General features: G+C 67.4%; 21 protein-coding genes. 12 read left to right on the top strand and 9 right to left on the bottom strand.

Annotated elements, in window-relative coordinates:
• Positions 1–14 precede the first annotated feature (14 nt).
• The 4 genes from ACFCV3_RS10705 to ACFCV3_RS10690 all read right to left on the bottom strand — a co-directional run bounded on the left by ACFCV3_RS10705 (position 15) and on the right by ACFCV3_RS10690 (position 4,611).
• Entirely contained in the window at positions 15–1,049 is a 1,035-nt protein-coding gene (locus tag ACFCV3_RS10705) for a glycosyl hydrolase 53 family protein (protein WP_376028533.1), read from the bottom strand.
• Between the two features lie 191 nt (positions 1,050–1,240).
• Positions 1,241–2,551, bottom strand: coding sequence for a helix-turn-helix domain-containing protein (locus tag ACFCV3_RS10700; RefSeq protein ID WP_376028530.1), 1,311 nt, complete (start codon positions 2,549–2,551; stop codon positions 1,241–1,243).
• Between the two features lie 49 nt (positions 2,552–2,600).
• The gene (locus tag ACFCV3_RS10695) at positions 2,601–3,458 is read right to left on the bottom strand and encodes a glycoside hydrolase family 16 protein (protein ID WP_376028528.1); all 858 of its coding nucleotides are present in this window, start codon (positions 3,456–3,458) and stop codon (positions 2,601–2,603) included.
• A gap of 109 nt (positions 3,459–3,567) precedes the next feature.
• Positions 3,568–4,611 (bottom strand): LacI family DNA-binding transcriptional regulator, encoded by a 1,044-nt coding sequence (locus ACFCV3_RS10690; RefSeq protein WP_376028526.1) that lies wholly within the window; start codon positions 4,609–4,611, stop codon positions 3,568–3,570.
• Between the two features lie 91 nt (positions 4,612–4,702).
• On the opposite strand from ACFCV3_RS10690, the gene ACFCV3_RS10685 reads away from it, so the two are divergent.
• The 6 genes from ACFCV3_RS10685 (at position 4,703) to ACFCV3_RS10660 (ending at position 14,044) form a co-directional block, all read left to right on the top strand.
• Positions 4,703–6,697: a beta-galactosidase gene (locus ACFCV3_RS10685; RefSeq protein WP_376028524.1), complete on the top strand. Its 1,995-nt coding sequence runs from the start codon at positions 4,703–4,705 to the stop codon at positions 6,695–6,697.
• 220 nt (positions 6,698–6,917) lie between these two features.
• On the top strand, positions 6,918–8,393 hold the full coding sequence (locus tag ACFCV3_RS10680) for a glycoside hydrolase (protein WP_376028522.1): 1,476 nt from the start codon (positions 6,918–6,920) through the stop codon (positions 8,391–8,393).
• Positions 8,390–9,778, top strand: a complete 1,389-nt coding sequence (locus tag ACFCV3_RS10675; RefSeq protein WP_376028519.1) for a BNR repeat-containing protein — start codon at positions 8,390–8,392, stop codon at positions 9,776–9,778. The genes ACFCV3_RS10680 and ACFCV3_RS10675 overlap by 4 nt, the downstream gene beginning before the upstream one ends.
• A 41-nt stretch (positions 9,779–9,819) precedes the next feature.
• Positions 9,820–11,184, top strand: a complete 1,365-nt coding sequence (locus ACFCV3_RS10670) for a right-handed parallel beta-helix repeat-containing protein (protein ID WP_376028517.1) — start codon at positions 9,820–9,822, stop codon at positions 11,182–11,184.
• Complete coding sequence (locus ACFCV3_RS10665) at positions 11,181–12,956, top strand: family 43 glycosylhydrolase (protein ID WP_376028514.1); 1,776 nt, start codon at positions 11,181–11,183, stop codon at positions 12,954–12,956. The genes ACFCV3_RS10670 and ACFCV3_RS10665 overlap by 4 nt, the downstream gene beginning before the upstream one ends.
• Positions 12,957–12,997: 41 nt before the next feature.
• Positions 12,998–14,044, top strand: a complete 1,047-nt coding sequence (locus ACFCV3_RS10660) for a rhamnogalacturonan acetylesterase (protein ID WP_376028512.1) — start codon at positions 12,998–13,000, stop codon at positions 14,042–14,044.
• Between the two features lie 280 nt (positions 14,045–14,324).
• Here the strand turns inward: ACFCV3_RS10660 and ACFCV3_RS10655 are convergent, their stop codons facing one another.
• Both ACFCV3_RS10655 and nadA read right to left on the bottom strand, forming a co-directional pair.
• Positions 14,325–14,618, bottom strand: a complete 294-nt coding sequence (locus ACFCV3_RS10655) for a DUF1330 domain-containing protein (RefSeq protein WP_376028510.1) — start codon at positions 14,616–14,618, stop codon at positions 14,325–14,327.
• A 28-nt stretch (positions 14,619–14,646) separates the two neighbouring features.
• A complete protein-coding gene (gene nadA / locus ACFCV3_RS10650; RefSeq protein ID WP_376028738.1) occupies positions 14,647–15,630 on the bottom strand; it encodes a quinolinate synthase NadA in 984 nt (327 codons plus the stop codon).
• A gap of 59 nt (positions 15,631–15,689) precedes the next feature.
• Between nadA and ACFCV3_RS10645 the strand changes: the two genes are divergently transcribed.
• Complete coding sequence (locus tag ACFCV3_RS10645; RefSeq protein WP_376028508.1) at positions 15,690–16,394, top strand: NUDIX domain-containing protein; 705 nt, start codon at positions 15,690–15,692, stop codon at positions 16,392–16,394.
• 16 nt (positions 16,395–16,410) lie between these two features.
• On the opposite strand, the gene ACFCV3_RS10640 is transcribed toward ACFCV3_RS10645, so the two are convergent.
• On the bottom strand, positions 16,411–17,769 hold the full coding sequence (locus ACFCV3_RS10640; protein WP_376028506.1) for a hypothetical protein: 1,359 nt from the start codon (positions 17,767–17,769) through the stop codon (positions 16,411–16,413).
• A 243-nt stretch (positions 17,770–18,012) separates the two neighbouring features.
• On the opposite strand from ACFCV3_RS10640, the gene ACFCV3_RS10635 reads away from it, so the two are divergent.
• The 5 genes from ACFCV3_RS10635 to ACFCV3_RS10615 all read left to right on the top strand — a co-directional run bounded on the left by ACFCV3_RS10635 (position 18,013) and on the right by ACFCV3_RS10615 (position 22,327).
• Positions 18,013–19,182, top strand: a complete 1,170-nt coding sequence (locus ACFCV3_RS10635; RefSeq protein ID WP_376028505.1) for an InlB B-repeat-containing protein — start codon at positions 18,013–18,015, stop codon at positions 19,180–19,182.
• A gap of 431 nt (positions 19,183–19,613) precedes the next feature.
• Complete coding sequence (locus tag ACFCV3_RS10630) at positions 19,614–19,874, top strand: hypothetical protein (RefSeq protein ID WP_376028503.1); 261 nt, start codon at positions 19,614–19,616, stop codon at positions 19,872–19,874.
• A 91-nt stretch (positions 19,875–19,965) separates the two neighbouring features.
• Positions 19,966–20,979 (top strand): expansin EXLX1 family cellulose-binding protein, encoded by a 1,014-nt coding sequence (locus ACFCV3_RS10625; protein ID WP_376028501.1) that lies wholly within the window; start codon positions 19,966–19,968, stop codon positions 20,977–20,979.
• A gap of 59 nt (positions 20,980–21,038) precedes the next feature.
• Positions 21,039–21,566, top strand: coding sequence for a SigE family RNA polymerase sigma factor (locus tag ACFCV3_RS10620; RefSeq protein ID WP_376028498.1), 528 nt, complete (start codon positions 21,039–21,041; stop codon positions 21,564–21,566).
• A complete protein-coding gene (locus tag ACFCV3_RS10615; RefSeq protein WP_376028495.1) occupies positions 21,563–22,327 on the top strand; it encodes a hypothetical protein in 765 nt (254 codons plus the stop codon). Before ACFCV3_RS10620 ends, ACFCV3_RS10615 begins: the two co-directional genes overlap by 4 nt.
• 6 nt (positions 22,328–22,333) lie before the next feature.
• Here ACFCV3_RS10615 and ACFCV3_RS10610 read toward each other — a convergent pair whose 3' ends face one another.
• Together ACFCV3_RS10610 and ACFCV3_RS10605 are read right to left on the bottom strand one after the other, a co-directional pair.
• Positions 22,334–24,682: an FtsX-like permease family protein gene (locus ACFCV3_RS10610; protein ID WP_376028492.1), complete on the bottom strand. Its 2,349-nt coding sequence runs from the start codon at positions 24,680–24,682 to the stop codon at positions 22,334–22,336.
• On the bottom strand, positions 24,679–25,386 hold the full coding sequence (locus ACFCV3_RS10605; RefSeq protein WP_376028489.1) for an ABC transporter ATP-binding protein: 708 nt from the start codon (positions 25,384–25,386) through the stop codon (positions 24,679–24,681). Before ACFCV3_RS10605 ends, ACFCV3_RS10610 begins: the two co-directional genes overlap by 4 nt.
• Between the last annotated feature and the right edge of the window lie 129 nt (positions 25,387–25,515).

Here is a 25,515-nt window from a genome sequence, read left to right as displayed (position 1 = left end):
CCGATCCTCCACAGTTATCCGTTCAGGAATCCGTCCAGGGCGGCCGTCGGCCGCCTGGTGCCGGAGTTCCAGGCAGTCATGTCGTAGCCGGTGAAGGGCGAGTACCCCTCGGGCTCCCAGTAGAAGGTGCCGAGACCGCCGAAGCTCTTGATCCCGCTGACGAACTGCCGCAGGGCATCGCGGGTCTGGGTCGCGCGGCCCACCGGTCCGCCGAACTCGACCTGCATGACCGGTTTGCCGTACGTGGACTGAATGGTCCGCATGTTGCCGATGATCGGGGCGACGTTGCTCCCGGCGGCGTACGACGAGAGTCCGATCAGGTCGTACTTGCCACCATTGCCGCGGTACGCGTTCATGAAGGTGCGGATGCTGTCCATCTTCTGCGGCTGCGCGAGATGGATCATCACCGGTGTCGTCGGGAAGATCTGCTTTGAAACGTCGTAGGCCGCGTTGAGCAGACCGGTCATCTGCGCGGGCTTGCTGACACTGCCGATCGGGCGGCAGATGCCGCTGTTCTGCTCGTTGCCGATCTTCACCCAGCCCGGCGTCACTCCCGCGGCCTTGATGACGTTCAGCGAGCTGTTCATGTAGCTGCGCATGGCGCCGAGCATCTGGGTGTAGTTCATGTTCGCCCAGGCCCGCGGTGGATTCTGCACACCGACGGAGTTCCAGGTGTCTCCGTAGTGATAGCCCAGCAGGACCTGCAGGCCGGCGTCACGGCAACGGGCAGCCATCCGGGCAGTCTCCTCGATACTGCAGTGCCCGTTGGCGGGACTGCTGGACGGGTTCACCCAGGTACGCAGGCTGATCGCGGTGATGCCGTAGGACTTGAGAATCGTGAACAGGTCCTGGCGTTGCCCGGACTTGTTGTTCCAGTAGTAGCCGTTCGCTTCCATCTGCGGCATCCAGCTGATGTCGGCGCCTTTGACGAAGGTGGCCTCCGGAGTCGCCTGGGCCGGGGCGGACCCCAGGGCGAGCACACCCGCACCTGCCGCGGCACCGGCCAGCAGGGTTCGCCGGGAGACACCCGGGGTGGAATCGTCGATCATCGAGAAACTCCTTCCGCAGGGGCGGTTGTGGAATGGAGGAAACCTGAATGACACGCAATTGTCTGTGCACGTTCACACTCTCAAGTGCACTGCTGATGAAAGCGCATGGTCATCGGTCTGACAAGACCTGAGCGACACTTGTGTGCACGTGCACAGCGCTTGTCAAGCTCTGTCAAGTCGCCGGACGGCGGTCAGCCCCGCAGGTCCTCGCGATGGCTTCCAAGCCGCAGCCGCAGCCGGTCGAGCTCGTTGTCGACCAGGACGCTGCCCGCGGCGCGAGCCGCGGAGACGACCGGGCGAGCCAGGTCCACGGCGGCGTCCATCGCACCCCCACAGGCGTGACTGTCAGCCAGCCGCAGGGTCAGCATGAGCCGGCTCGACGGCATACCGGCAGGCAGATTCGCCAGTGCAGACTCGGCGAACGTCACGGCACGAATCGCGCTCGCGCGGTCTCCGGTCGCCTCCGCCAGGTCGCGCATGGCACCTGCGAGATGCGACGCGATGTACGTCGCTCCCTCTGCGTCGAACAGCCAGGGCGCCTCGACGCGGTCACCGTCACCGAGCCGCTCAGCGACCCGCAAGACCTCACCGGACAACCGAGCGACCTCTCGCTGGTCCCCGAGCAGCGCGTACCCACGGAACTCGCCGAGCCCAGCTTGTACGGCGATCCAGCGGCGGCTGCCGCTGACCGCCGCCGCGGCCTGCGCGTAGGCCACCGCAGTACCGCCGTCGCGCTCCAGCAAAGCCAGGCTGCTCATCGAGCTGAGGGTCGAGCACGCCGCGGCGTAGTCCCGAGATGCCGAGGCCCACTCCACACCTCGGTGCAGCCAGGCCATCCCGAGCGCGCGCTGACCGCGATCGACCCGCAGCCACGCGGCACGATCGGCGTACAGAGCGGCGAGCCGGAGCATGGCCATCGCGATTGGCTCGGGCACCTTTGGCACCAAGGCCACAGTCGCTCTGAGCGTCTGCTCCAGGGGCGCGAGGAACTGCCCGCCGCGCCCCTGGAGATCCGCCTCGATCGCCGCGACCAGCGTCGCGGCCAGGACGTGCACCGCGTCGGTTCCGGTCGATTGCAGCTCGCCACCGACCAGGCCGGCCAGTCCGTCGGCAGCCGTGGCCACCGTGCAGCCGTCTGTCCCGTGCAGCGGGCAGATGACGCCGTACGCCGGAAGTCGGAACCGCCGGACCGGCTGCGGGTACACGGCTTCGCTCTGGACGGGTGGCCGGGGAAGTGGCACCCCGACCGTTTCGTTCTCCTGCTGACGCCGTGCTCGGGCATTCGTCGCCAAAGTGACCAGCGAGCCGCCCGCGCCGAGCAGCTCGTCGGCACCGCCGGCGAAGGCGATCCGGGGCACTCGGGCGCCGCTCTCCAGTTTCGAAACGTACGTGTGGCTGTAGCCGAGACGAGTGGCCAGCTGGAGCTGCGTCAGCCCCGCCTGTTCCCGCAGGCGGCGGAGCTCCCGCCCGAACCGGTCGTCGTCCGTTCCAGCCGCGCGCATACCTCGTTATAGCGTCAGGACGACAGCTTGTCAGCCCTCGCCGCGATCGTCACGGCCTGCGGTAGGAGCGGAAGTAGTCGACCACGAACTCCTTCGGCCGGCGGTCCGAGGGGTCGACCGAGCCGGTCCAGCCGGCGTTCTCGTAGACGCCGAGCAGGAACACCATCGGATAGGCCGGCGAGACGTTCATCGTCTTGGTGAGCACGTTGTCGACGTACAACTTCATCTGGGTCGGGGTCCACTCGAGGGCGTAGATGTGCATCTCGCTGGCGATGTCGAAGCCGACCCCGATGTTGTGATGGATCTCCTGTGCGTTCGGGTCGCCCCACTTGAACATGCCGAAATTGAAGTTCCGCGGGGTGCGGCCGGGGGGCTCGAGGATGTCGACCTCGGCCGACTGACTCGCGGTGTCCTGCTTGCCGATCATCCAGAACGCGGCGTGCAGACCGCTCCGGGCCGACGTCTTCGCACGGATCTCGAAGTACCCGTACTTCGCGGTGTACTTCATCACCGTCGGGATCGAGTGGTCGAACCGGTTGTTCTTGTGCAGACCGTTGCGCTGCCCGGTCTGGATACTCGACACCTTCATCTTGTCGTCGGAGTAGTACGTCGGCTGGTTGTCGTCGATCCGCAGTACCAGCGCGTTGTTCCGGAACCCGTATCTGGCCGCGGAGCGCCACTGCGGCGTGCGCGACTCGAGGTAGTTGGTGATCCACAGGCTCGAGTCCAGGCTGCCGTTGAACTCGTCGTGCCGGTCGAGCACCCAGCCCGGCTTCTGCAGCGGGTTCGGCGGCCGGTCGGCCGCCTGGGCAACCGGTCCCGCACCGGTCGCGGCGACCGCCGCGAGCGACAGGACGGCGGCGGCCGTGATCAGCTTGCGAGGGCGTGGCCAAAGCTTGTGCACCACAGTCATCTCCTTGGACAGAAGGGGCGGACCCCAACCGTAGAAGGGCGCAGGCGGTTGTTGCCCAAGGCCCGCTCAGCTGTCAAGGAACTGTCAAACCCGGTCGAGGCACTCAGGCCGAGGCGCGGACGACCAGCTCGGTCGGCAGAATCACGGTGGCCGCTCCCTCACCACCGATCTGGGCCAGCAACTGGCGCGCCATCGACTCACTGATCCGGTCCCACGGTTGCCGGATCGTGGTCAACTGCGGCTGGACGGCGGTCGCGACCGGCGAATCGTCGAAGCCTGCGACGGCGATGTCGCCGGGAACATTCAGGCCGGCCCGCCCGATCGTGGTCAGCGCGCCGTCGGCCATCAGGTCCGACGCGACGAAGACGGCGTCGAGATCCGGTGTCCGGCTGAGCAGTTGCTCCATGCACGCCGCGCCGCTCGCCCGGCTGTAGTCGCCGATCGCCACCAGACGCTTGTCATGGCGTACGCCGTACTCGCTCAGCAGCTCGCGATAACCGACCAGGCGCTCCACCCCGCCCGGGGTGTCCTGTGGACCCGCGATCGTCGCGATCCGGCGCCGGCCGGAGTCGAGCAGGTAGCGCATCATCGTGCGGGCGCCCTCGCGGTCGTCGGCCGCGACATACGACACTGCGCCGTGCCGGCCGAGCGGTTTGCCGCAGCAGACGAACGGCAGACCGGCCCGCTGCAGGTGCTCGATCATCGGATTGCCCCGGTGCGACGAGAACAGCAGGACGCCGTCGACGTGGTGGGCGGAGAAGTACGGGATGATCCGTCGGCGCTCGGCCTCGGTGCCGGCGGTGATCAGGACGAGCGGTACGTCGTACTTGGCCAGAGCTTGGGTGCAGCCGAGCAACAGGGTCATGAAGTTCGGGTCCTCGAACAACACGTCCTGCCTCTCCGACACCAGGAACGCGACCGTGCCGGCCCGCTGGGTGACCAGGCTGCGAGCCGCGAGATTCACGACGTACCCGAGTTTGCGGATGGCCGCATTGACCGCGTCCTGAGAGGCCGGGCTGACGTTGCGCCCACCCTGCAGGACGCGGGAGACCGTGCCGCGGGAGACGCCGGCTTCCGCGGCCAGGTCGTGGATCGTCGGCGGGCGTTCGGAACGCGCCCGCCCGTTCGGCTTCGGTGTCTCTGTCATCGATCCCCTCGTCGGCCGGGGCTGGAACGAAATCCGTCGGGAACCTACTGTGTACGTTCACAGTACGCGTGGCAAGTGAGGCGGGGGATCCATGGAGCGGGATTGGCCGGTGGGGCTGGAAGCCCTGGCCTATGGCGGCGACTACACGCCGGAGCAGTGGCCGGCCGAGGTCTGGGCAGAAGATCGGCAGCTGATGCGCTCGGCCGGCGTCACGATGGTCAGCATCGGCATTTTCGCCTGGTCGCTGCTGGAGCCGGAACCGGGCCGGTACGAGTTCGGCTGGCTGGATCACCAGCTGGCGCTGCTGCACGAGGACGGCATCCGCGTCGACCTCGGTACGCCGACGGTCGTCCCACCCGCATGGTTCTACGAGCAGCACCCTGAAGCTCTTCCCGTCACCCGCTCGGGGGTACGGCTCGAGCCCGGTGGCCGGGGCACGATCTGTCCCAGCTCACCGGCGTACCAGGAGGCCGCCGTCGCGATCACCGAGCAACTCGCCCGGCGGTACGGCGATCATCCCGCCGTCGCGCTCTGGCATGTTCACAACGAGTACGGCGCACCGGTGAGCGCCTGCTACTGCGACGAGTCCGCCAAGGCCTTCCGGGGCTGGCTGCGCGACCGGTACACGACCATCAAGGAGCTCAACGAGGCCTGGGGCACCACCTTCTGGGGTCAGACCTACAACTGCTGGTCGCAGGTGGAACCGCCACGGCAGGTTCCCCCGGTCGCCAATCCGAGCCAGCAGTTGGACTGGGCACGGTTCACCAGCGACGCGCTGCTGGCGAACTTCAAGCGGGAGCGCGATGTCCTGCACGCGCTCTCCCCACAGGTGCCTGTGACAACCAACTTCCACGCCGGGCTGGCACAGTGCGAGTCGCTGGACTACTGGGCCTGGGCCCGCGAGGTCGACGTCGTCACCAACGACCACTACCTGGTCGCCGAAGCCGACCGCAACCACGTCGGTCTCGCGATGGCGGCCGACATCAGCCGCTCGCTGGCCGGCGGCCGGCCATGGCTACTTCTCGAACATTCCACCGGCGCGGTGAACTGGCAGCCGCGCAACCTCGCGAAGCGCCCGGGTGAGATGGCGCGCAACAGCCTCGCGCACGTGGCCCGCGGCTCGGACGGCGCCATGTTCTTCCAGTGGCGGGCGTCCCGGTTCGGCGCGGAGAAGTTCCACTCCGCGATGCTTCCGCACGCCGGGACCGACAGCCGGATCTGGCGCGAGGTCGTCCAGCTCGGCCAGGACATCGCCGCGCTCGCGCCGGTCCGCGGCAGCCGCGTGGTCGCCGACATCGCCATGCTGTGGGACTGGCAGTCGTGGTGGGCGCAGCGTCTGGAGTGGCGTCCGAGCGCCGACCTCGACGCCCGCGAACGCGCCGACACCTGGTACGCCGCCGCCTACAACCATCACCTCACCGTCGACTTCGCCCATCCCGGAGCCGATCTCAGCGCCTATCCGCTGGTCGTCGTACCGGCCCTGTACTCGATGACCGACGCCACGGCCGCCAACCTGCACGAGTACGTCGCGAACGGCGGCGTACTGGTCGTGTCCTGCTTCTCCGGAATCGTGGACGAGCACGACATGGTCCATCCCGGTGCTCACCCGGGCGCGCTGCGCGACCTCCTCGGCCTGACGATCGACGAGTTCACTCCGCTGCGCGCGGACGAACAGGTCCAGCTGGACAACGGCATCACCGGCCAGGTGTGGTCGGAGATCGTCGTCCTGCGTGGGGCCGAACAGGTCTGGTCGTACACCGACGGCCCCGCTGCGGGGCAGCCGGCCGTCACCCGGCACACCGTCGGGCGTGGCACCGCCTGGTACGTGTCGACGTGTCCCACCGAGGACGGGCTCGCGACCGTACTCCAGGCCGCGGGTGCGCTCACCGCACCGGACCTACCGCGCGATGTCGAACTGGTCGAACGCGCCGGCGCCAACGGCCGCTACTTCTTCGCCATCAACCACACCGGCAACAGCGTCACCCTTCCCTTCAGTGAATCCGGCACCGAACTCCTCACCGGAGCCCACGTCGCCAATGCTCTCGAACTCCCACCAGGCGCGGTCCGCATCATCGCCACGGCGTGACGCTTCTGTGATCGTGCACAGCATTCGCTGACTCCTTGTCGTCAGGCATAAAAGCCGATGTCAAGCGAGTCGGCAAGACTTCGATCCCGACAATTTGTGCACGTGCACAGTTTCACCGTTACAGGTTTGATCAAGTGTGATCGTTTGTGTTCGGAGCGTTGACCGGGCACTCGGCCACCCACTGCCATGGACTTCCGCCCCTCAGTAGGAGACCGCCCCCATGGACTCACCAGTGGACATCCACCGTCGTACTCTGCTCGCCGCGGCCGGCGTCACCGCCGCAAGCGCCGTCCTCACTACCGGTACGGCGCGCGCCGACGCGACCGTCCGTGTCGACCCTGCCGCCGATCAGGGCGTCTGGGAAGGCTGGGGGACCTCGTTGGCCTGGTGGGCCAACGTCTTCGGCGACCGGGACGACTTCGCCGACCTGTTCTTCACCACCAGAACCGTGTCCTACAACGGCATGTCCCTCCCCGGCCTCGGCATGAACATCGCCCGCTACAACCTCGGTGCCTGCAGCTGGAACGCGGTCAACGGCCAGCGGATGGTCGTCTCGCCCAACATCCCGCGGTTCAAGCAGATCGAGGGCTTCTGGCAGGACTCACGCAGCGAGGACCCCGCATCGTCGGCGTGGAACTGGAACGCCGACGCCAAGCAGCGCGCGATGATCGTCAAGGCGACCCAGCGCGGTGCCATCAGTGAGCTGTTCGCGAACTCGCCGATGTGGTGGATGTGCGCCAACCGCAACCCCTCCGGCTCCGCGAGTGGCGGCAACAACCTCCCGGCGCAGAATCATCGCCGGCACGCACTGCACCTGGCCGCCACCGCCCGCCGCGCCCGCGACCACTGGGGCGTGAACTTCCGCACCGTTGCCCCGTTCAACGAACCGTCCTCGAACTGGTGGAAGGCCGACGGCAAGCAGGAGGGCTGCCACATCGACGCGGCCTCCCAGCGCGGCGTCATCTCCAACCTCCGCACCGAACTCGACCGGGCCGGCCTGAGTGGCGTGGCGATCTCGGCCTCCGACGAGACGAACTACGACCTCGCACGGTCGACCTGGGCCAGCTTCGACGCGGCGACCAAGGGCCGCGTCCGCCAGGTCAACGTGCACGGCTATCAGGGTCTCAGCGGCCGGCGTGAGCAGCTGGGCAACGAAGTCCGTGCCGCAGGCAAGATCATGTGGAACTCCGAGCACGGCGACAACAACGGCACCGGCATGCACACGGCCCGCTGCCTGCTGATGGACTTCCGCTGGCTCAAACCGACGGCCTGGTGCTACTGGCAGGTGATGGACCCGACCGCCGGCTGGGGAGCCATCCGCTACAACGGCAGCACCGGCCAGGCTGGTGCGATCGAGACGAAGCTGTATGTGCTGGCCCAGTTCACCCGGCACATCCGGCCGGGTATGCGCATCATCAACACCGGCGTGGACTACGCGGTGGCCGCTCACGACCCGGCCACGGGGCGACTGGTGATCGTTGCCGCGAACACCGGTTCCGCCCAGACACTGACCTTCGACCTGTCGCGGTTCGGCACGGTGACGAACAGCACGGCGACTCGCTGGTCGACGTTAACCTCGGGATCGGGTGATCGGTACACGCGCCGCCAGGACATCACGGTCAGCAGCAAGCTCGTCCGGGTGCCGATCGGGGCGAGCGCCGTACAGACGATTCAGCTCGAGGGCGTGACCCGATGAAGTCGATGCTGGCGGTTGTCGTCCTTGCCGCCGCGGTGATCCAGCCTGGAGTCGCGCACGCCGGTCCGGGTGTCACAGTGTTGTCCGACACTGTGCTGGACCAGTCCGCACTGTATTTCGTGTCGTACGACGGGTTGGTCAACAACAACGCCTTCCAGGACGCACTCGTCACCTACAACGGCTACCAGTACGCGGCGTGGTACACCTCCACCCGTAACGCCGTGGTTGCGCGGCGCCCGTTGGGCGGCACCGGCTGGCAGAAGGCCGTGCTGCCGCACCGCCTGAGTGCCAACGACTCGCACAACGTGATCTCGCTCGGGATCTCGCCGCAGGACGGCACCCTGCACGTGGCGATGGACACGCACAACACGCGGCTCTACTACACGAAATCGGTGGCTGGACTCGCCACTCAGCCCGGTACACACCCTTGGTCCGCGTCGCTCTTCGCAGCGGTGCAACGGACGCTGGGCAGTGCCGAGCTCGGGAACATGACCTACCCGCAGTTCGTCGTGACGCCCGAGGGCAGGCTCCAGTTCAGCTATCGGACCGGTGGATCCGGCAACGGCGTGAACGAACTGGCGGAGTACACCAGCGGCAGCTGGCGCAAGCTCGGCGGCTGGTCGTCGGCGACCGGCAACTACACCGGCCCGAACGGCGTCGTGTCCACGACGCGGAACATGTACCTGCACGGCCTGACCTACGACCGGCGCGGACGGCTGCACGCGGCCTTCACCTGGCGTGAGGGCAACTCCCGCGTCTCGTGCAGCTCCGGCGGACTCACCAACCACGACACCGGTTACGTCTACAGCGACGACCGAGGCCGCACCTGGCGCAACGGCGCCGGCACCGTCGTGGGCACCACCGGCGGCTCGCGCGTCTCGGTCAACTCCCCCGGCCTGGTCGCCGACCCGCTCGCCCCGAACCACGGCCTGATGAATCAAGAGGGCCAAGCCGCGGACTCGACCAACACCCCGCATGTCGTGATCAGCTACGTGCCCGGCCGGTTCACCCAGTGCGTCACCAACTACTCGCAGCAGCGCACCCAGAACGGCCGCACCTTCCACCTGGTCCGCAACGCCAACGGCACGTGGAGCAAGCGGGAGATCCCCATCCCGCCCGGCAGCACCCAGCGCACCAAGATCGTCTTCGACCGGAACGACAACGCCTACCTGATCATGCCCCGCGGCCGCATCGTCTCCGCCACCAAGTCCTCCGGCTGGACGGACTGGTCCCTGGTCCTCGACCGTCCCCTGAACGCCTTCGGCGAAGTCAACGTCGACGCGTCCCGGATGGCCGCCGACGGCATCCTCTCGTTCCAGTACCAGCAACGCTCCTCCGGTACCACGCCCTCCCCAATCCGGGTCCTGGACATCCGACTCGGCTAGTCCGCGAGGGCCGAACATCACCTACTCAGAAAGGTGAGCCAGTGACTACCACGAAATTAGTTGCCCCTGCCCTCTTGCTCTCGCTGGTCGCGGCAGGCTCCGTCGTGACGGTCGCCGATCCGGCGTCCGCGAGCAGTGACCTGGTGGCGAGCGTGTACTACGTCGCCCCGAACGGGAACGACTCCGCGGCCGGAACGCAGGCCGCTCCGTGGGCGTCGATCGCCCGTGCGCAGTCCGTCGCCAAGCCCGGCGACACGGTGTACTTCCGCGGCGGCCGGTACTCCTACACCCGCGCGAACAGCGCCTGCTCGAGCCAGACCGCCAAGGTCGACGCGATCACCCTGAACAAGAGCGGTACGTCCGGCAACCCGATCCGCTACTGGGCGCAGCCTGGCGAGAAGCCGGTCTTCGACTTCTCCCGGATGACCGACAACTGCCGGATCAAGGGATTCGGCGTCACCGGCAACTGGATCCACCTCAAGGGACTCGAAGTCACCGGCGTACCGCAGAACAACAACCGGAACGCCGAGTCCTGGGGGATCTGGATCGCCGGGAGCAACAATGTCTTCGAGCAGCTCGACCTGCACCACCACATGGGCACCGGTCTGTTCATCAGCGGCGGCGCCGGCAATCTCGTCCTCAACTCGGACTCGCATCACAACTACGACCCGCGCAGCAGCGACGGGCCCGGCGAGAACGCCGACGGCTTCGGTTCGCACTACACGCCGGGCGGCCGGGCCGCGAACGTGTTCCGGGGCTGCCGATCCTGGTGGAACGCCGACGACGGGTTCGACTTGATCACGACGTACTCGCCGGTGCTCATCGAGAACTCGTGGGCCTGGCGCAACGGGTACGTGCCGGGGACGACGACGCCGTCCGGCAACGGTGCCGGGTTCAAGGTGGGCGGGTTCGGTGCCGAGTACGACGCCAACGCGCCGAAGCACACCGTCCGGTTCTCGGTGGCGTTCCTGAACAAGGCGGCCGGGTTCTACTCCAACCACCACCCGGTGGCCAACGACTACTTCAACAACACCGGCATCAGCAACAACCCGAACTTCAACCTGCGGGGCATCGACTCGCGCGGCAACGCGGTCGGTCGCGGCAATCTGCGCAACAACGTTGCCTACAAGGGAACGGCGACGTCGTACCTGAGTGGCACGACCGCCTCGCACAACACCTGGAATCTCAGCGTCCCGCTGTCCGACGCCCAGTTCCAGAGCGTGTCGACGTCCGGCTGGGACGCACCTCGCCAGACCGACGGCAACCTGCCAGTCCTGCCCCACTTCCGCCTCGCGGCCACCAGCGCCCTGATCGACAAGGGCACGTCGGTCGGCCTGCCGTACCACGGGACGGCGCCGGATCTCGGCGCCTTCGAGCACATCGGAACAACGAAGGAGAAGTCATGATGCGAACAGCACGGAGGGCGCTGAAGCGAGGTGGCCTGATCGGGGCCGCATTGCTGCTGGTGTCAGTGGCGGCGCCGCAGTACGCGGCCACGGCCGGACCCCGCGCGAACCAGGTCTCGCAGTACTCCGAAGCCGTGGCCGAAGCGCCGCAGGTGGAGCGCGGGTTCAACGACCTGGTCGCCGAGTACAAGACGCGCACCCCGACCAAGTACACGCGTGCCTCGTGGGCTCCCTTCGCCAAGGCGCTGACCGCCGCGGACAACGTCGCCGCGAACCGCTCGGCGTCCGGCCGCGATGTCGCCGCCGCGAAGACTGCCCTGATGAAGACCGCCGAAGGACTGCAGGCCGTTGACGAGGGGACGTTCCAGACGATCACCAACAACACCTTCTGGAACGACACCAGCGGCAACCCGATCTACTCCCAAGGTGGCGGCGTCTTCAAGTTCGGCGACACCTACTACTGGTACGGCGTGCACTACCGCGGCGCCGAGCTCTACCGGGCCAACCCGACCCGGAAGTACGACGGCGACGTCACCTTCCAGTCGATTCCCGTGTACTCGTCCAAGGACCTGGTGAACTGGAAGTTCGAGAACCGGATCGCGACGCGTTCCACCGGTGTCGGCAGCGGCGCGAACCTGGGGGGCGCGGGCTGGGTCGGGCGGCTCGGCGTCGGGTACAACGAGAACACCGGCAAGTACGTGCTCGCCGTACAGATGTGGCACACCGGCCGAGGCGGTCACGGCGTTCTGCTGCTGCAGGGCGACACCCCGACCGACACCTTCGACTACGGCTACTTCCAGACCCAGATCGTCAACTCGCCCACGACCGGCACCGGGGACCAGACCGTCTTCACCGACGACGACGGCAAGGACTACCTGATCTTCTCCAACCGCGAAGGACGTTCACGCGGTTTCGTGGCCAAGTTCCGCGAGTCCGACTCGCTGCGACTCGAGGCCGGTAAGGAGATCCGCCGCGGCAGCGGTCGCGAGGGCAACGCCATGTTCAAGCTCGACGGCAAGTACTACCACGCGGCGTCGGACCTGCACGGCTGGAACACCTCGGTCAACTACGTCAACGAGTCGACCGGCTCCGGCGTCCAGGGCACCTACTCGAGCGAGTACGTGATGGCCGGCACCGAGCTGGACTACAGCCACGTGACCCAGACCGGGTTTTTCGTGACGGTCAAGGGCACCAAGCAGAACACTGTGATCTACGCCGGCGACCGGTGGGCCGACTTCGCGTGGAACGGCCTCGGCTACAACCAGTGGGTCCCGATCACGAAGAGCGGAACCCGGCCGCGGTTCCACTCGGTGAGCCAGTGGCAGTTCAACGTGACGACCGGTGAGTGGCGGGTCGGACCGGCGAACAACTACATCCTCAACCCGGACATCCAGGCCGACCGCATCATCGTCTCCAGCGTCCGGGGATTCCGGAACCTCGCCGGTTCGGTGACGAATGTCAACGGCGGGGTGAACGGATCTCGCTTCGCCCTCCAGCTGAGCAACAGCGGCCGCGTCGAGCAGCGGGTCGAGTCGGTGCCCGCAGGTACCTACACCCTGTCCGTGCACGCTCGGGGCAGCGCCGGATCAGTGGTGGTCACCGGCGCCAACGGCACCAGCCACACCCTCAGCATCCCGTCGTCGAGCGGCTGGGCCAAGCGGCAGCTCACCGGCATCGCGCTACCCAGCGGGGCCGCCACCGTCACCGCGCGGGCATCGGGGTCGGGCGGCGTCATCGTCGACCAGTTCTCGCTCGTCAAGACCGCTGGATGACTCTGCTTCATCAATCCGCTCTCAGAAAGAGGTACCGCCCCGTGCCCAGAAAACAGATTGCACCTGCCGTCGCCGCCCTTGGTCTGGTGATCCCCGCCGTCGTGATGACGCCGGCATCGGCCGGACCACAGGCCCTGCCCCCACAGTGTTCGGGAAGTGCCCCGATCAAGTGTCACTTCGCTGTTGCCCCGGGCAACTACGAGGTCACGGTCGATCTCGGTAGCTCGTCCAGGGCGGCCAGCACCGCCATGTCGGTGGAGGCTCGCCGCCAGGTCCTGTCCGCCGTCTCGACCAGCGCGGGCCAAATCGTCCGCTCCGTGGCGACGGTCAACGTCCGCAACCCCGAAGGACAACCCACCGGCCAGGGCGGAACCGGCACGTCGGGCCTGAGCATCACCTTCGAGGGAAGCGCGCCGGCGATCGGCTCGCTGACCGTGAAACCGGCCGTCGCCCCACTGGTGGTCTACCTGGCCGGTGACTCGACCACCTGCGACCAGTTCTATTCGCCGTACGCGGGCTGGGGACAAGCGTTCCCGACCCGAATCAAGAACGGCGCCGTGATCGCGAACTACGGCGACTCCGGCGAGAGCTCCGGCAGTTTCCTCAACAACAGCGCGCTGTTCCCCCGGATGAAGCCACTGATCAAGAGCAAGGATCTGGTCTTCATCCAGTTCGGCCACAACGACAAGCAGACCTCGGCGTCGACCTTCCGCAGCAACCTCACCAAGATGATCAACGGCGTCCGCGAGCGCGGCGGCGTACCGGTTCTGGTGACCCCGCCGGTACGACGGGGCTTCAGCGGCACCAAGCTGACCGCCACCTCGCAGCACGTGAACGGCGTCGGTGTCGACCTGCCCGCCCAGATGCGGTCCCTCGGCCAGAGCATGAACGTCCCGGTGATCGACCTGACCGCGAAGAGCAAGGCCCTGGTCGAATCGCTCGGCCCGACCGCGTCCCAGCCCCTGTACCTCACCCGGGAAGCCGGCGACAACACGCACTTCTCGATGTACGGCGCCGGCCAGATGTCGAACCTCGTCGCCCAGGGCGTCCGCGAACTCAACCTGCCGCTGACCGCCTACCTGCGCTGACGATCGGCATCCTTGCAGTCACATTGTTGCCGAAGGCCGCGGCGGCAGCAATCGTCGCGGCCTATCGGTGGAGTTGGAGGTGTTGCCAGCACAGCATCGCCAGGCCGGCGCTGGTTGCCCACAGCGCCGGGGGGCTGGGCAACGATTCGCAACCGCTCCCGCACCTGCGCGACCGAAGGCACCGGCAGCTCCTGCCAAGCCTCCCTGACCGCGCGAGCAGCGCTCCTTCACGCTGACGTCGTCGTACCCGCGGTCCGCGAACAGCTCCCGTCCGCAGGATTCAGTCGATGCCTTCGACGATGCGGAAGTCGCGCTCGACGCCGTCGGCGAGGGCGGCCAGCGCCTCTTGGTAGGCCGCACTCTCGTGCGCTGCCACGGCCTGCTCGAAGCTGTCGAACTCGACCACCACGGTGCGCTCGGCGATTCCGGCGTCATGTGCCACGACCCGACCGCCCCGGACGATGGTCCGTCCACCCGCGGGACCGACGGCCAGACCGGCCAACTCGTTGTAAGCAGCCAACTTCTCAGGGTCTGAAATGGTGCGGTAAACGCTGACCCAGTAGCCCTTGGGCATGGAACCTCCAGTAGTGGGACAAGTACATCTAGGCGGCCGCGGGCTTGCCGATGGCAACCATCCGCTGGACCGAACGCCTGGCCCGCTCGGTGATCTCGCCCGGCAGCTGGATCTCGTCGCGGCCCTCGCGCAGGCACCGGATCAGCAGTTCCGGGGTGATCATCTTCATGAACCGGCACGACGCCTTCGGGTTCACCGGGACGAACGTCGTGTGCTGATTCACCTTGCGCAGCTGGTGCAGCATGCCGATCTCCGTGGCGACGAGGGCGGTCGTGGCCTTCATACCGCGGGCGGTCTCCAGCATCCCGGCCGTGGAGAGGATGTGGGTCCGCTCGGCCGGCAGGTCGCCCTGTCCGGCCAGCCAGATCGTCGACGACGCGCAGCCGCATTCGGGGTGAACGAGGACCTCGGCGGTGGGATTGGCCGCGACCTGGGCCCGCAGGTCGACCGGGCTGATACCGGCGTGCACATGGCACTCACCCATCCACACCTCGATGTTGTCCCGGCCCGTCTGCCGCCGGACGTGCTCCCCGAGGAACTGGTCGGGCAGGAACAACACCGGCTGATCGCGGGGGATCGAGTTGACGACCTCCACGGCGTTGGACGATGTGCAGCAGATGTCGGCCTCCGCCTTGACCGCCGCGCTGGTGTTGACGTAGGCAACGACCGCGGCACCCGGGTGCTGGGCCTTCCAAGCGCGCAACTGATCCGCGTCGATGGTGTCCGCCAGGGAACAGCCTGCCTGGGCGGTAGGGATCAGCACGGTCTTGCCGGGGCTGAGCAGCTTGGCGGTTTCGGCCATGAAGTGCACGCCGCAGAAGACGATCGTGCCGGCGTCGGTCCCGGCCGCGATCCGGGACAGCGCGAGCGAGTCGCCGACGTGGTCGGCGACATCCTGGATCGCCGGCTCCTGGTAGTTGTGGGCGAGGATCACGGCGTCTCGCTCCCGGGCGAGGCGGCGTACCTCGTCCTGCCAGTGGGTCGATCGGGTCTCGGAAACAGTCACGTCGATGTCCTTCGGGAGGTTTTCGCCCCAGAGGCGATAACTAGGATCACGTTACCATCGTCGACGTGCCGGCAGCCAAGGAAGGTGATCGGGTTAACTTCCCCAGTTATCCCCACGAGGTACTCGCGGTGGTCCTCTCCGTCCGCGAGGGCAGGCTGTGCGTCCTGCTGTGGCAGCGCGCCCGGAGTCCGCACCGTGACCGATGGGCCCTTCCCGGCGGCGGGGTCGAGTCCACCGAGAGGTTCCGGGAGGCCATCACCGGGCACCTCGCCGCGAAGGTCGACGTCCGCGACGTCGCGCATCTGGAACAGCTGGCCACCCACAGTCGCGTCGACCGTGATCCTCGGGCCCGGGTGCTGGCCACGGGCTATCTCGGCCTGGTTCCGTCCGACGTCCAGCCGGACCTTCCGGCCGACACGGCCTGGCATCCGGTCGAGGACCTGCCGCGGACCGCGTTCGACCATCACCACTTCATCGACGCTGCCACCGGGCGGCTGCGCGCGAAGCTCTCGTACACGAACATCGGGTTCGCGCTGGCTCCACTGGAGTTCACCATCGCGGAGCTGCGCGATCTCTTCGCTGCGGCCCTGGGCTACCAGCTCGGCGCCACCAATCTCACCCGCGTCCTGACGCGCCGGCACGTGATCGACCCGACCGATCGACGGACCAGCTCCGGCCAGTCCGGTGGACGCCCGGCCACCGTCTACAAGTTCGCAAAACGCGAACTCACCGTCACAGACCCCTTCGCAGTCCTCCGCCCGCCTCGCTGACGTGGGGAGTATGGCGTCAGGTTGTGGGGAGGATGAGGGTTGTGACTGAGCGCGCGGGGAGGGTGAGGGTGGCGGTGCGGTTGGCGATGGTGACGGTGCCGGTCTGGTGTGGGGTGCCGGCGGTCTCGGTGGATTGCCAGACCTGGGCGGTGCCGGTCGGGTAGCCGGTCAGGTTCAGGGTGGTGGTTGTGCTTGTGGTGGCGGCGTTGACCAGGACGATGTTCTTGGCGCCGTCCGAGGCGAAGGCGCGCAGAAGGTTGCTGCTCGATGCGGTGGAGACCATGGTCGTGCCGAAGTGGCGGAACAGGCCTTCGCCGGTGAACATGCCCAGGCCGTGGTAGATCGGGGTCGGAGCGCTGACCGGGATGCCGCCTTCGCCTTCGGTGCTGGTGATACCCAGGCCGGTGTTCTTGGCGGCGCTGCCGTTCTTGTCGCCGTAGAGCAGCGTTGCTACGCCGGACTGCAGCATCGTGCCGAGCGCTGACGCGCCCCAGACAGTGGCCAGGTGCGAGAGCATCAGGGTGCCGTCAGGATCGGAGTAGTCCATGTTCCACTCACCGATCTGGATCGGCACGTCCCGTCCGGTGAGCCTCGCCGTACGGGCCTTGAGGTCGGCGATGTCGGAGCGGTAGCCGTCGATCACCGTGGTGAGCAGTTCCTCGGGGGTGTACCGCGCGTACCCGGCGCCGTAGTCGTGGTAGTCGATGAAGTCGACGCGACTCCCGGACACAGTCAGGAACGTGTCCATGTACGGCGTACCGAACTGCGGCTCGTACGACGCCAACGCAGGCCCGCCCACCTGTACGGCGGAGTCCAGCGCATGTAACGCGTCGTGCACCAGGTTGTAGCGAGCGCTGTACTCGTCGGCTGTCATCTTCTTCGGGTTGCCGCTGTTGTCGTGCTCGTTGCCGTAGATGAACTTGCGGACCGGCGTCCCGGTCGCCTTGAAGTGGTTGTAGATGTTCTTCGCGTCGGCGAGGTCCTCGGCCCGGGTCCGGCGTCCGTCCGCTGGGAGAATCAGCATCGGTTCGGCGCCGAGTTCGCGGATCGCCGCGACCCAGGCGCCACCGGTGATCGCGGTATCGCAGTACGAACCGCCACACACCAGCCGGCCGTTGGCGTCGTACATGAGTTCCATCCGGAGTACGCCGAAGCCCTGCCGGCGGACGTTTTCCCGGTGGGTGGCGTCGTTGGTGATGTAGCGCTGATTGCCATAGCCGGTGATATCGAGGCCGTAGTCGTTCGCCTCGAGCGTGGTGACCGGCTTGGTGAAGTCGACCGTGACGGTCGCTGTCGCGGCGTGGGCGGGAACACTGGGCAGAAGGAGAGAGCCGGCCGTCAGGAGTACGGCAGCCACTGTCGGTTTCGTGCGCATGCCGCCCAGCTTCGCAGCTCACACCCGCCGAACGCCGTCCACTTGTGGCCACTTACCGCAACTGGCCAGTCCAGGGTGCAGCGGAGAACAGCTTCGAAGTGCGCGACGAGCAGGCAGGCCGGCCGATTGGCTCGACCGTCGGCTCCCGTTCGCCTACGCCCTGATCGCAGGTTGACCTTCCTTGCTCCTATCGTGCGGTCACGTGCAGCTTCACGAGGAAGCGCGCACGGCAAAGGGGGCTTCATGTTTACTCGGTACGGAATCGGCCGGCTGACGCGGACGGTGGTTGCGCTCGGCGCCGCCACCGCGCTCACGGCCGGCGGCGCAGTGAGCGCGGGGGCCGCGTTGCCGAAGGTCACCGGCCCGACTTTGGCCGGGACCGCCGAGCCGACCTCCGCCAAGTACACGGCGCTCAACGGCGGGGTCACCGACGGCACCTACTGGTACGCCGTCGTCGCGGAGCACGCCAAGTCCGGTACGAAGGTCTACGACTCCACCCAGCTGATCAAGACCAAGCTGTACGCGACCAGCCCGACCAAGATCGCGACCTTCCGGATCCGCTCCGGCAACCACACGAACCTGCTCGGGCACGGCAACGACATCGCCTACAACGCCGACACCAAGCGGTTGCTGATCCCCGCCTGGACCAATGACGACTCGATCCAGGGTGCCACCCAGGGGCGGGCGATCCGGGTCGTCAACCCCGGCACGCTCGCGATCGAGAAGACCGTTTTGTTGCCGCGTACAACGACCGGGCTCTGCTACGACGTGGTGAGCAACCGGTACGTCGGCGGCACACTGAACCAGTACTACGCCTACGACAGCGCGTTCAAGCAGACCGGGAAGTCCCCGAAGCTGGCGATGACCGGCCTCGGGCAGGGCATCGACTGCGACCAGAGCTACATCTACGTGATCACCAGCCCCAAGGGCACGCAGAAGACCAACCGCATCTTCGTCTACGACTGGTCGTTCAAGTTGGTGCGCACCTACGAGCACGCCTCCGGCTCCGAGAGCGAACACCTCACCCACCAGCGCGGCACCTATTACCTGGGCTTCAACATCGGCGCCGGCAAGCTCTACCGCCTGGACGGCTTCCAGTTCACGGTGACGTACGCCGCCGCAGGTGGCACCGGCTCGATGGCGTCCACCGTGGTGCTCTACGGACGGTCGACGGCCCTGCGCAAGAACACGTTCGTCCGCTCCGGCTACACCTTCGCGGGCTGGACCGCGAAGCGCTCGTACGACAACAAGACCCGCTACCAGAACCCGAAGGACACCAGCAAGACCGGCTGGTACACCGCCGGCAAGCAGCCGAGCGGCTGGAAGCCGTACCTCTACAAGAACGGCGCGACCGTCCTGCACACCACCCCGCGCGGAGCCGTCGCACTCACCGCAGTCTGGCGCAAGGCGTAAACACCATCTCCTTCCCCGGTACGCCGTTTCTGGTCGGGAGCTGGCGCTGAACCAGCAGGCTTCAGCCAGGGGGCGGTTCGGATGAAATGGCGACAACTCACAGGGCTCGTGGCGATGACCGCCGTTGCGGCATCGTGGGTCGGCTCGTCGGCGCCGGTGGCAGCGGGGACGGCCGCTGCGGATGCAGCGCAGACTCAGCGCGCCACCGCGTCAGTCCCCTGTTCGGTGACCCTCGGCAGCCTGAGTAGCGCCGTCGGCGGCAACCACTCCGCAGAAACCATCAGCGCGACCACACCACCGTCGGTACGGCCGCTCGCAATCCGGGCGGAAAATGTCTACGGGGCACGTGTCGCGACACTCAGCGGCACCATGCACCTGCCAACACCCGCACCGGGACCCTCATCACCATCCACATTCCCGTCACGTCGCCGATGAAGCCGATCGTCAAACGGGTCAGGCAGTCGACTTGGCAAGGTTTCGAGGCCCTGGTAGCCCAGGCCTGCGGCCCGAGGGGCACTGTCGTCGTAGGCATCGACAAGGACAAGCAAGCCGCGTACCTCTACACCTTCAGCCACGCGACCGGCCTCACCACACCGATCCGCCTCCGCGGCAAGGTTCCCGGCACCTTCCCACGCAGCGCGCTCTACTTCCGCTGGTCGACTGGACCCGAGCCACCACTGTTCGGGGAGTAACCGCAGTCACGGAATCGGGTCGACGGCAACCTTTCAGCCTTTGGCGGCAACTGGGGTGTGGACGTCGACTCGATCAACCGGACGGATGGGTATGAGGACAACGAACCACGGTGGGGCGCACCTGCCGAGAAAGCACCGGCGGGCCGTCGGCATTCCGCTGGCTCTGCTGGCCGTGGGCGTGGTGGTCTGCCTGGCCGTCGCGCTGCTCCCCCAGGGCGGCGCAGCCCCTCGTGCCGCTGATGTGCCCGTCACGGCTGCCAAGTCGAGCGTCCCGTCCGATGCCGCCGGTCCGCACGTGACCACCGGCGTCACCACGAAAGCAACGCAACTGCCGGTGACGAGCCCTCCGCCACCGCGCCGTACTCCGAAGACCTCAACCGCCGGCACGCCGCCTGCGACAACTCGCACAGCTTCCGCGACCCGGCCTGCGACTACTCGCAGCCCACGCGCAACCTCCAGCACCCCGCGTACGACGTCCGCGGGATCCATGGCGGGACGGATCAAGCCCGGCGTCCGGTACCGCGGTGTGGCGACCGCCTATGAGGCAGGTGACGGTAACGGCGCCTGTCTCTACGGTCCGGCCGGCGACCTGATGATCGCGGCGATGAACCACACCGACTACGAGTCGGCCAAGGCCTGCGGTGCGCACGTGCTGGTCCGCGCCGCCAACGGGGCCTCCATCACGGTACGGATAGTCAACGAGTGCCCGTTGCCCTGCGCACCTGGGCAACTCGACCTCAGCCAGGAAGCCTTCGCCAAGCTCGCCAAGCTCTCCGTCGGTCGGCTCCCGATCACCTGGACACTGCTGAGCCCCGCCGCGCCGGGCACGATCGCCATCCGGTACAAGGACGGGTCAAGTCAGTACTGGTGTGGCATCCAGGCGATCGGTCATCGCAACCCGCTGGCGGCGCTCGAGGTCAGGACCACCAAGGGCTGGCGCACACTGCATCGCACCGACTACAACTACTTCCTCTCCACCGACGGCAGCGGATGCGGCAAAGCGATCCGGATCACCGACATCTATGGTCAGCGGCTGACCATAGACGCGACCGCCATCAAACCGGACGTCGTGCAGCCGACCAGGGTCCAGTTCGCCAAGCATTGACCGGTACGCTCGGGCCGCTTGTTAACGCGAACATCGCAGGGAGAGGCCGACCGAGGGAGATGCTCCACGACACGTCCGCGGAGTTCCACGACTTCGTCGAACGCCACCACGCCGAACTGGCTCGGCTCGCCCACCTCCTGACCGGCGAGAAGGACGCGGCCGACGATCTTGCCGCCGATGCGTTGGTCGCCCTGTGGCAGCGTTGGGACCGGTTGCGGGCAGCGCAGCACCCGGTCGCCTACGCACGCGGTGTGGTCGCCAATCTGGCGCGGGAACGGATCCGGAGCACGGTTCGCGAGCGACGGCGAGTGGCGCTGTTCTGGTCACGTAGTACGGAACAGGTGGACGGGCCGGACGTTGCGGTCGTGCTGGACGTCCGGGCCGCGCTCTCCCGGCTGCCGTTCCGCAAGCGGGCGTGCGTGGTCCTGCGCCATGCCTTCGACCTGTCGGAGAAAGACACAGCCGCCGCGCTGGGGATATCGGTCGGTACGGTGAAAAGCCAGACCTCGAAGGGCATGGCCGAGCTGGAACGACTGCTCGGCGCAGAGACAGTGGGCGAACTGACGGCAGGAGGGAGGAACCAGTGAACGAGGAGATCAACCGGCGGCTGCGGGAGGCCGCCGAGGCCCACGAGCCCAACCGCGCACGCATCGTGGCGCGCGTCGAGCGCGGCCTGGCCGACCCCACCATGAGGCACCGCACGCGTTCGATCGCGAGGTCGGGGCCCCGCGCGGCGATCGTCGCTCTCATCGCCGCCGCCACACTGGCGACCGGTGGGCTCGCCGTTGCCGCCATCGGCGGAGTTCCGTCGCGGCCGGCCCCCGCTCCCTCTCCCGCCGTACGGTCACCGCTGGTCACCTCTACTCCAACACCATCGCCCCGCCCCACCAGCACCAGTCCGGCCCCCACCACCACAGTCACCGCCCGCCCAACGCCGCCGCCCGATAGCCGGTTCCAGAACGGGCCGTTGTGGTCCGAAGGCTCGATCGACCCAGACAGCAACATCTACTGGGCCCAGAACAACCTGGTCCTCAGGACCACACAGCCGCTCACCTCGCTCACCGTGGAACTGCGCATCGCCCAGACCGGCGCCGTACGGAAGACCGGCAACTGGCAGACCCTGCCGAGCAACGACTTCACCGTCACCGTTCAGGAGTCCAGGGATGCACTGCGCTACCGCTGGATCCTCAAGCCGGGCCGAACCGCTCCGGCCGGACGGCACCAGTTCGCCGCGCAGTACAACCACGCCACCGGCGTCCGCACCGGCAAGCGCGACAGCTACCACGTCCACGCCCAGAGCTCAGGCGGCTCCAGCACAGTCTGGGGAGGGTTCACCCCACCCCGGTGACATCCGTTATTCATTGTGGAGGACCTGGGCGATCGTGGTGCGGGCTGCTGAGCGGGCCGGCAGGTAGGCGCCTGCGGCCGCGATCACCACGCCCGCGAGCATGAGCAGCGCGAGCAGTCCGGCCGGGAACACGTCGAGCATGAAGTCCGGGAGGTCGATCTGGGCTCCGTTCGCCATCGCCGGTATCACCAGGCGGTGCGCCAGGATCCCGAGCGGGATGCCGAGCAGTCCGCCGATCGCGCCCAGGGCCGTCATCGACGTCACGACCATCAGCACAACCTGCGCGGGAGTCATCCCGATCGACTTGAGCATGCCGAGGTCGCGGCGGCGTTCACGGGTGTTGAGGATGACGGTGTTGAACACGCCGAGAGCGGCGACCGTGCCCAGCATCAGGGTGAGCAGGACGACCGTGGCCAGCACGATCGCGACGAACGTCCCGGCGTCCTGACCCTCGCCCTCTATCAGGCCGGAGTCCTTCGCCTGGATCGCCTGTACGACGGCATCCAGGTCCGTCCCGGGTTTCACGTTGACCTCGTAGGTGCTGGCCCGCGCGGCCGGTGCGATCAGCCCGAGCGTCGCCCAGTTGGACAGCACCTCGTCACCCGAGTTGTACATCGCCTTGCCGACGATCTGCGCCCGCACACTCTTTCCCCGGGACTGCAGGGTGATCGTGTCGCCGACTGCGAGCCCACGCTGACGCAGGAAGCGTTCCGACACGACGACCTGCCCCGGCCCATCGAACCAGCGACCTTCCAGCAGCCGGTAGCCGACCTGCTGGAAGTCGCCCCGGTAGAACGACACCGGTAGGTCGGTTTGCGTACCCGCCAGCCGCATCGGCAGGTCGGCGGAGGCGGCCACCGAAGTAACCCCGGGAGTGGACCGCAGCAACGCCTCGTCCGCCGAGTCACTCAACTTCGCGCCCGACGGCTCCCCAGGACCGTTCGGAACCGGGCCGTTCGGGACCGGGCCTTCCGAACCAGGACCTCGGGTTCCGGGCTCGCTCGGGCCGGCGTACAGCGACAGGTCGACCGCACCGGACCGGCTCGCCGCGGTCTGGTACGTCGTCAACGACTTCCCCAGACCGACAGCCAGCGTCACACTCAGCACTCCGAGAACGACGGCCGCCAGCGTCAACGCCGTACGCCCAGGCCGAGCGAACGGCAGCCCCAGCCCGAGACTGAGCGGGCGTGGTAGCCGGCTACCACTGAGCCGGCGCTGGACCCGTAGGCCTCGTCCGGCCTGCGGCGCACTACCCGCGCTGATGGCCTGGGCCGCCGACAGACTCCGTGCCCGCAGAGCCGGGAACAACGCGGACAGTGCCACCACTGCCGGTACGCCGACCAACGCCGCGATGTCCACCCAGATCGGTACGCCGACGCCGCCCGCGCCGTAGTTCTCGAACGCCCTTGTCAGCAAGGAGGTCGCCAACACGTTGCCTATGACAACACCGATCGCACACCCGATCACGGCCGGGATCGACACCATCCCCAGGTAGACGGTCAGCACCTGAGTAGGCGTGAAGCCCAAGGATTTCAGCACGCCGATGTGCTTGACCCCTGCGACCACAGCGCCACTGACGACGTTGGCCACGATCAGTACGGCGACAGCGAGCCCGAGCCACCCGAACACCATCAAGAACGGCACGAACGTGTTGGGCTCACCGGCAGCCTGCGCTCGCAGCGTCAGATACGACTGCGTCCCGATCAGTGCACCGGACGGCAATCCGGCGGTCACCGCCTGCTGGCCGGCGGCCAGCTCTTCATTCGTGGCGGCCTGTGCGAACCGGTAGAGCATCTGGGTCGACGTCGGATTCAACGCGCTCATCTGCTCAGGCGTGACCCATGCACCAGCCGAGTGACTCACGCTGTACGCGAACCCGACGATCGTGAACGTCCGGCCGCCTACGCTGATCGTGCCGTTCAGCTGCGGCGCACCACGGCCTTCTGACGCGGTCGGGTTGCGGTTGAGCACGATCTCGCCAACCTTGTCGGCCCAGCGTCCCTGCCACACGTTGAGCCGGTCGACCGCCCCACCCGGATCTGCGCGCCCCACTGTGACCAGCGAGTCCTGACCACCCTCAAGAGTGACCTGCGCGAACGGCCCGGCGGTAGCCGCCGCACTCCGCGCCGCCTCTGTGAGCTGAGCGTCGGTGACCTTGGTGCGGTCGTACGACGCGCTCAGCTGTGCACCACTTTGCTTGGCGTACGCGCGGTTGAACGGACCACTCGATGCCGCCAGCAACCCCAGCGCGACCACGATCATCGACGTCGACAACAGCACCACCACACCGATGACCACGGTCTGCACGCGGCGTCGCCGTACCGCTGCTCGTGCCACTGGCCAGACGGCGGTCACGACGTACGCTCCAGCATGCGTTCCTTCGCGACCTGACCGTCGACGAAGTCGATGACTCGGCTGGCGCACCTGGTCGCCAACTGCTGGTCATGCGTCACCAGCAACAGCGTCTGACCGATCTGGTTGAGGTCGAGCAGCAGGTCCATCACCTGTTCGCCGGCTCGGGTGTCCAGCGCACCGGTCGGCTCGTCGGCCAGCAACAGCGCCGGGCGGTTCATCAGAGCACGTGCTACCGCGACACGCTGCCGCTCGCCGCCACTCAGCTGGGACGGGTAGACGTTGCGTCGTCCGGCAATGCCCAGCTCCTCGAACAGTTCGAGTGCACGCTTGCGGGCGGGGTTGGCCGCCGTACCGGTCAGCTGTGCCGCGAGTGCGACGTTGTCGAGGGCGGACAGGTCGTCCAGCAGGTTGAAGAACTGGAAGATCATCCCGATCCGCCGGCGCCGGAACAGCGCCAGTCCTTTCTCGTCCAGGCCACCCAGGTCCTCGCCGTGCACCACGACGGAGCCTGACGTCGGCCGGTCCAGTCCGGCCACCATGCTGAGCAGCGTCGACTTGCCGCTGCCGGACGGTCCCATCACCGCGACTGCCTCACCGGCGTGGATCTCCAGTGACACCCCGTCGAGCGCGACCGATTCGCCGTACTCCTTGCGTACGGCGGTGAGCCGTACGACCGCCTGTCCGCTGTCTGCCTCGTCTGTCATGCTGCTCACGCTATGGCCGGTCAACCGCCGCTGACGTCACCCTGGCGGTGTAACGTCCGCCGGCTGTCATCCTGGAGATGTACGGCGTGCCTCCGTGGGAGGATGCGCATTCGCCAACAGCTTTGGGAC

The sequence above is a fragment of the Kribbella sp. NPDC056345 genome, assembly GCF_042262745.1.
GTDB lineage: Bacteria > Actinomycetota > Actinomycetes > Propionibacteriales > Kribbellaceae > Kribbella.
Note: the sequence above shows the minus strand (reverse complement) of the source record. Positions and strands in the feature narration are given on the sequence as shown.